We start from the raw sequence: 6,916 nt of genomic DNA on the forward strand, positions 1-6,916 counted from the left end.
GCGGTGGCGACCACGGCCGCCCCGGCCCGCACCCGTCCGGCCCCGGATCCCGCCCTGCCGGATCCGGTCCCGTCGGAGGCCGCCCGCCGGGGGCCCGCCCGGCCGCGCCGCAGCCCGGTCACCGCGCTGCTGCTGGCCGCCGCGCTGCTACTGGGCGGCTTCGGCACCTGGGCCGCCCTGGCCGGGGCCGAGCTGCGGGCGGATTCGCCGGGGCACAACTCCGCGCTCACCGACGCCGTACGCACCAGCGAGGTGAAGGGCGCGGTCACCGAGGCCGTCAACGCCCTCTTCTCGTACAGCTACGCCGACCCGGGCCGCTCCGACCAGGCGGCGCAGCGCCTGCTCACCGGCCGAGCCGTCCAGCAGCATGCGACACTGCTCGCCCAGGTCAAGGCCCAGGCGGCGGCGAAGAAGCTGGTGCTCACCACCACGGTCACCGACAGCGCCGTGCAGACCCTGGAGGGCGACCGGGCCAGAGTGATCGTCTTCGCCGACCAGCGGAACACCAGCACCGCCGAGGGCGCCACCGACGGCGCGGCCTACTCGGCCGCGATGTTCGCGGTGGAGGCCGTCCACCAGGGCGGCGGCTGGCGGATCGAGAACATCGACACCTTCGGCCGGTAGGGGACGCCCCCACCGGCGGCGCAGCCGGACCTCACCGGGGTGCGGCGAAGACCTGGGTCCACCAGGGGCCGCCCGCGCCGAAGTTGACGCCGATCCCGATCTCCTTGAAGTCGCAGTTGAGGATGTTCTCGCGGTGGGCGGGGCTGTGCATCCAGTCGTCCATCACGGCGGCCGGGTCGGCCTGGCCGTAGGCGATGTTCTCGCCCCAGGAGCTCCAGTGGTAGCCCGCCGCCTCGATCCGGGAGTCGGCGTGGTGGCCTTCCGGGTCGGCGTGTTCGAAGTAGTGCCGGGCGACCATGTCGTCGGAGTGCTGCTGGGCCGCCGCGTTGAGCTTGGTGTTGAGCGTCAGCGGGCCGCAACCGGCCTTCGCCCGTTCGGCGTTGACCAGGTCGGTGACCTGCGAGACGAAGTCGGCGGTCCTGCCGCTGGGGGTGCCCTGTCCGGCGGCGGCCGGTTTCGCCGCGGGCTGCCTGGCCGCGGTGGGGGCGGCCGCGTCGGCGGCCTTGGCGGCCGGCTTCGCTGCGGCGGTGGTGGCCGGTGCCGCTGTCGACGGCGTGGCGGTCGGTGCGGCCGTGGACGGCGTGGCGGCGGGCGACGGCGAGGCGGTGGGGCCGGTGGTGGCCGGGCCGCCCTGCGTGGACAGGCCCGCCGTGGTGTCGGTGCCCGCCGGGGCGAGGTCGAGTGCGGCGGCGGCCGTGCCGGCCCCGGCCCTGGCGCTGCCCGACCGGTCGGGGCCGAACAGGGTGTACCCGCCGCCGGCGATCACGGCGAGGGCGGCCGTGCCCGCGATGGCGCCGAGTACCCGTGGCCCGGCCGACGGCTTGCGCCGGTGCCCGGCCGAGGACGGGGCCCGCCGCCGTCGCCCGCCGTCGCCCTGGCCGGGGCCGGTGTCTCCCGGTCCGCCCCGGAAGGTGTCGTTCATGTGTCCGCCTCGTCTGTGGGGGATCCCGCTGGGCGGGATCCCGTCGTCGCTTCCACAGATGGGAGATCCATCGGCGAGGGGCAGATAACAGATTCGGTCGCCGGACTTCGCGAACGTGCCCTGTTCCGACCGGCATTGGCGGATCCGGCCGCCGAATTCGGTGCCCGCTGCGGGCGGCGGCTACCGTCCGGCGCGGCCGACCCGGCGGGCCCAGAGCACCAGCGGGAGCTGGAGCGGCAGCCGCCCGATCGCCGCCGCCCGCAGCGGGGCCGGATGGTCGCGCCAGTCCACCGCCATCTTGACGTTGGCGGGGAAGACGGCGACGAACAGGCCCGCGGCGGCCAGCGCCCCCACCCGCCTGGTCCTGGGCAGCGCCACCGCGGCCCCGATCGCCAGCTCGGCGACCCCGCTGGCGTACGTCCAGGCGCGGGGGGTGCCGGGCAGGGAGCGGGGCACGATGGCGTCGAACGGCTTCGGGGCGGCGAAGTGGGCGACGCCCGAGCCGAGCAGCAGCCCGGCGAGCAGCCGGGCCGAGCGTGCGGAACTACGGGCGGGGGTGCGGGCGGACGGTCCGGCCTGGGCCATGGGGGTCCCACCTTCGTGGAGGACGGTGACGGGCACGATTGATTACCGGCCAGTAGCTTCGCCCGCCCGGCCCGTCACGTCAATGACCGCCCCGGGACCGGACCGGACCGGACCGCAGCGGACCCGGCGCCCGGGCCGTCCGCCTCGCCGCCACCCGGCCGGGTGGCGATCACCACCGTCGAGTACAGCTCCTCGGAGCTCGCCACCCGGGCGGTCAGCCCGCTGCGGACCACCACCGCCACCGCCTCCGGCGTCTGCCGCTCACTGGTCTCGAACAGCAGGTGCCCGCCTGGCGCCAGCCACCGCGGCGCCTCGGCGGCCACCCGGCGCAGCACGTCGAGGCCGTCCGCACCGCCGTCCAGCGCCACCCGCGCCTCGTGCTCCCGGGCCTCCGCCGGGAGCAGCCCGATCTCCCCGGTCGGCACGTACGGCACGTTGGCCAGCAGGATCCGCACCCGGCCGCGCAGCCCGGCGGGCAGCGGCCCGTACAGGTCGCCCTGGAACACCCGGTCGGCGGGCAGGTTGCGCCGGGCGCAGCGCACCGCGGCGGGGTCCACGTCGGCGGCGTACAGGTCGAGGCCGGGCGTCGCCGCCGCCAGGGCCGCGCCGAGCGCGCCCGAGCCGCAGCACAGGTCGACCACCACCGCCCCCGGCGGGGCCAGTGCGGCCGCCTGCTCGACCAGGAACTCGGTCCGGCGCCGGGGAACGAACACCCCCGGGTCCACGGCGATCCGCAGGCCCCGGAACCCGGCCCAGCCCACCACGTGTTCCAGCGGGAGACCGGCCACCCGCCGGTCCACCAGGGCGGACAGGTCGGCGGGGGAGCGCGCGGCGGACAGCAACAGCCCGGCCTCCTCCTCGGCGAACACACAGCCCGCCGCGCGGAGCCGGCCGACGACGGCGGCGAAAACGGGAGAGGACGAGGAGGGAGGGAACGAGAGAGGTGACGACGGAGCAGACACGAAGAGCCTTCCGGGGAACCGAAGGGCGCTCCCTCGGCCGCTACGCCTCGACGGGCGTACGACCGGGAGTGGAGAGCACCCAGCCAGACACAGCGGTAATGGGTCTCACCTCCTCGACCGGAGCGGCGCTCTCGCCGCATGGGTTCGTAACAGTACAGGACCGGCCGCGCCCGGTGACCGGGCGCCGCCGGTGCCCCCGGGACAGGCGCTAGGTTGGCAGCCATGACCACCCCCGCCGCCCACCGCGTCGCCGCCGACGACCAGGGCACCCGGCTGCGCCTCGGCGAGGTGCGCCGGGTGGTCTCGCTGGTGCCGTCGCTGACCGAGGCGGTGGCCGCCACCGCCCCCGGACTGCTGGTCGGCGCCACCGACTGGTGCACCCACCCCGCCGAGCTGGACGTGGTCCGGATCGGCGGCACCAAGAACCCGGACACCGCCAGGATCGCCGCCCTGCGGCCCGACCTGGTGATCGCCAACGAGGAGGAGAACCGGGCCGCCGACCTCGCCGCGCTGCGCAGCCTGGGCCTGCCGGTCTGGGTCACCGAGATCCGCACCCTCGACCAGGCGCTCGGCTCGCTGGAGCGCCTGCTCACCATCGCCTGCGGCCTGCCCTCGCCGCCCTGGCTGGAGCGCGCGGGGGCGGCCTGGCGGGCCCTGCCCGAGCCGGCCGGGCCGCCGCGCCGCGCGGTGGTGCCGATCTGGCGGCGGCCGTGGATGGTGCTGGGCCGCGACACCTTCGCCGGCGACCTGCTGCGCCGGCTCGGCGTCGAGCACCTGCACGCCGGGCACCCCGAGCGCTACCCGGCCATCCCGATCGGCGAACTGCTGGCGGCCGGACCGGAGTTGGTGGTCCTGTCGGACGAGCCGTACCGCTTCGCGGCCGACGACGGACCGGAGGCGTTCCCCGGCGTGCCCGCGGCACTGGTCAGCGGCCGCCACCTGACCTGGTACGGCCCGTCGCTCGCCGAGGCGCCCGCCGTGCTGGCCGCCCAACTGGCCGCCCGACTGTCCACTCAGCCGGCTGCCGCCGGCCCGGCGCAGCCCGCCGGTCACCGTACGGGGCCCGGCCACCACCGCCGGTCAACGCCGGACGGCCCGCCCGACACCCCGTGCCGCTCCGGCCGCCCTTCCTGACACCTTGCGCGTTGTCCGCCCGCGGCCGCCGCGACTACCGTCCGCGAAGAGCAGCAGCACGGCAACGGCAGCACCGCAACGGACAGGGACCACCATGACCACCGTCAACGGCGGCATCTCCTTCTGGTACGCGCAAGGCGGCGTACCCGCCCCGCGCGCGCCGCTGCCCGGACCGGCTACCGCCGACGTCTGCATCGTGGGCGGCGGCTACACCGGCCTGTGGACGGCCTACTACCTCAAGCGGGCCGCGCCCTCGCTGCGGATCACCGTGCTGGAGCAGCACTTCTGCGGCTACGGCGCGTCCGGCCGCAACGGCGGCTGGCTCTACAACGGCATCGCCGGCCGCGACCGCTACGCCCGCCTGCACGGCCACCAGGCCGCCGTCGACCTCCAGCGGGCGATGAACCGGAGCGTCGCCGAGGTGGTCTCGGTTGCCGGGTCCGAAGGGATCGACGCCGACATCCACACCGGTGGCGTCCTGGAGGTCGCCCGCACCCCGGCCCAACTGGTCAGGCTGAACGCCTTCCACGCCGCCGAGGCCGCGTTCGGGGAGCGCGACCGGCTGCTGCTGGACGCCGCCGGGTCCGCCGCCCGGATCGGGGTGGCCGGCACCCTCGGCGGCAGCTGGACGCCGCACGGTGCCCGGATCCACCCCGCCAAGCTGGTCCGCGGACTGGCCCGGGTGGTCGAGGGGCTCGGCGTCAAGATCCACGAGGAGACCCCGGTCACCGAACTCGCCCCCGGCCGCGCCGTCACCCCGCACGGCACCGTACGGGCCCGCTACGTGCTGCGCTGCACCGAGGGCTTCACCGCCTCGGTCCACGGGCAGAAGCGCACCTGGCTGCCGATGAACTCCTCGATGATCGTCACCGAGCCGCTCGCGCCGCACGTCTGGGACGCGATCGGCTGGCAGGGCCGCGAACTGCTCGGCGACACCGCCCACGCCTACATGTACGCCCAGCGCACCGCTGACGGGCGGATCGCGCTCGGCGGCCGCGGCATCCCGTACCGGTACGGCTCGCGGACCGACAACGACGGCCGCACCCAGGCCGCCACCGTGGTCGCGCTGCGGGACCTGCTGGTGCGCTTCTTCCCCGCCACCGCCGGCGCGGCCATCGAGCACGCCTGGTCCGGAGTGCTCGGCGTGCCCCGGGACTGGTGCGCGAGCGTGGAGCTGGACCGCGCCTCCGGACTCGGCTGGGCCGGCGGCTACGTCGGCAGCGGTGTCACCACCGCCAACCTCGCCGGCCGCACCCTGCGCGACCTGGTGCTGCTCGACTCCGGCGAGGCCGCCGCCACCGAGCTCACCGCGCTGCCCTGGGTCGGCCACCGGGTCCGGCGCTGGGAGCCCGAACCCTTCCGCTGGCTCGGTGTGCACGCCCTGTACGCGGCCTACCGCGGCGCGGACCGGCGGGAGGCCGCCCGGCAGTCCGCCGGGACCGACCCGGTGGCCCGGCTGGCGGACCTGATCTCCGGCCGCCACTGACCGGAGCAGCGGCCCACCCGCTCGGGCGGCTTCACACCGGCGCGGGCATCCGGACCGTGCGGCGCCCGTCGGCGTTGTGCCGCTCCACCCAGTCCTGGAGCGCGGACCGGCAGGCGTGGTCCAGGTGCCGAACCCCGGCCAGGTCGACCTCGATCGGACGCCCGGCCGGCAGCGACTCCAGGGTCTCGAGCAGCCGGGGGAGCCGCAGGAAGGTGGCGTTGCCGGACAGCCGCACCAGGATGGTCGGCGCCGCACCGGCCGGACCGTTGTCCGTCGCGGGCACCTCGGTGACCTCGGTGTGCAGGTGCGAGGTGTCCCACGCGGACTTCAGCACCGCCAGCAACAGCCCGGCCAGCACCCCTTCGAACAGGTTGGTGACCAGGATCGCGACCGCCGTCGCGGCCAGCACCAGCGCCTCGCCGCGGTGCGAACGCCACAGCGGCAGCAGCGACTTCAACGGGATCAGCTTCGCCCCGGCGTGCACCAGCACCCCGGCCAGGGCGGCCACCGGGATCGCGCCGAGCACCTGCGGCAGGAAGGCCGTGAACAGCAGCAGCCACCCGCCGTGCAGCACCCGGGAGGCCTTGGTCCGGGCGCCCGCCTGGACGTTGGCGGCGCTGCGCACGATCACGGCGGTCATCGGCAGCGCACCGAGCAGGCCGCAGACCGCGTTGCCCGCGCCCTGGGCGATCAGCTCCCGGTCGAAGTCGGTGCGCGGGCCGTCGTGCAGCCGGTCGACGGCGGCCGCGCTGAACAGGCTCTCGGCCGAGGCGATCAGGGCGAAGGCCAGCACCGTGCCGAGCGCCGCCGCGCCCGCCAGGTCCGCGAACTGCCCGGTCCCCGGCGGCCGGACCACCTCCAGCAGGCCGCTCACCCGGATCCGGCCGACCGGCAGGTCGGCGAGCACGGTGACGGCGGTGGCCAGTGCGACCGCGGCCAGCGGCGCGGGAACGGCCCGGACCCGGGCGGGCAGCCGCCGCCACACCACCAGCAGCAGCACCGTCGAGCCGCCCACGGCCGCGGCGGCCAGCGCGGTGGCGTCCCCGGCGGTGTCGGACGCGAGACCCGGCAGGCCGGCCAGGTTGGCCGGGCCCCGGCCGGGTGCCTTCGCCCCCGCCAGGGCGTACAGCTGACCGGCGATCAGGACCAGGCCGATGCCGGCCAGCATGCCCTGCACCACCGAGAGCGAGATGGCCCGGAACC

6 protein-coding genes and 1 pseudogene are annotated in these 6,916 nt (G+C 76.3%); 3 read left to right on the forward strand and 4 right to left on the reverse strand.

What is annotated here, in order from left to right; genetic code table 11:
* Positions 1-3: 3 nt before the first annotated feature.
* A complete protein-coding gene (locus AA75_RS32755; RefSeq protein ID WP_033824014.1) occupies positions 4-624 on the forward strand; it encodes a hypothetical protein in 621 nt (206 codons plus the stop codon).
* 31 nt (positions 625-655) lie between these two features.
* On the opposite strand, the gene AA75_RS32760 is transcribed toward AA75_RS32755, so the two are convergent.
* The 3 genes from AA75_RS32760 to AA75_RS32770 all read right to left on the reverse strand — a co-directional run bounded on the left by AA75_RS32760 (position 656) and on the right by AA75_RS32770 (position 3,093).
* The gene (locus tag AA75_RS32760) at positions 656-1,546 is read right to left on the reverse strand and encodes a CAP domain-containing protein (protein WP_051813904.1); all 891 of its coding nucleotides are present in this window, start codon (positions 1,544-1,546) and stop codon (positions 656-658) included.
* Between the two features lie 180 nt (positions 1,547-1,726).
* Positions 1,727-2,131 (reverse strand): MauE/DoxX family redox-associated membrane protein, encoded by a 405-nt coding sequence (locus AA75_RS32765; protein ID WP_051813905.1) that lies wholly within the window; start codon positions 2,129-2,131, stop codon positions 1,727-1,729.
* 74 nt (positions 2,132-2,205) lie between these two features.
* Positions 2,206-3,093 carry a putative protein N(5)-glutamine methyltransferase gene (locus AA75_RS32770; RefSeq protein ID WP_051813906.1) on the reverse strand — a complete coding sequence of 296 codons (888 nt, stop codon included), beginning with the start codon at positions 3,091-3,093 and terminating at the stop codon, positions 2,206-2,208.
* 222 nt (positions 3,094-3,315) lie between these two features.
* On the opposite strand from AA75_RS32770, the pseudogene AA75_RS32775 reads away from it, so the two are divergent.
* Both AA75_RS32775 and AA75_RS32780 read left to right on the forward strand, forming a co-directional pair.
* Positions 3,316-4,089 (forward strand): annotated as a pseudogene (locus AA75_RS32775) (helical backbone metal receptor); the annotation flags it as partial.
* A 232-nt stretch (positions 4,090-4,321) separates the two neighbouring features.
* Positions 4,322-5,713, forward strand: coding sequence for an FAD-binding oxidoreductase (locus AA75_RS32780; RefSeq protein ID WP_033823978.1), 1,392 nt, complete (start codon positions 4,322-4,324; stop codon positions 5,711-5,713).
* Positions 5,714-5,744: 31 nt separating this feature from the next.
* Here the strand turns inward: AA75_RS32780 and AA75_RS32785 are convergent.
* Positions 5,745-6,916: SulP family inorganic anion transporter (locus tag AA75_RS32785; RefSeq protein ID WP_033823979.1), on the reverse strand; the 1,172-nt coding region annotated here is incomplete at its 5' end.

The sequence above is a fragment of the Kitasatospora sp. MBT63 genome, assembly GCF_000710465.2.
Taxonomy (GTDB): Bacteria; Actinomycetota; Actinomycetes; order Streptomycetales; family Streptomycetaceae; genus Kitasatospora.

Bases quoted from the DNA above. Each gene is read 5' to 3' on its own strand.
- AA75_RS32760 (WP_051813904.1), bottom strand. From the start codon at position 1,546: ATGAACGACACCTTCCGGGGCGGACCGGGAGACACCGGCCCCGGCCAG.
- AA75_RS32765 (WP_051813905.1), bottom strand. From the start codon at position 2,131: ATGGCCCAGGCCGGACCGTCCGCCCGCACCCCCGCCCGTAGTTCCGCA.
- AA75_RS32780 (WP_033823978.1), top strand. From the start codon at position 4,322: ATGACCACCGTCAACGGCGGCATCTCCTTCTGGTACGCGCAAGGCGGC.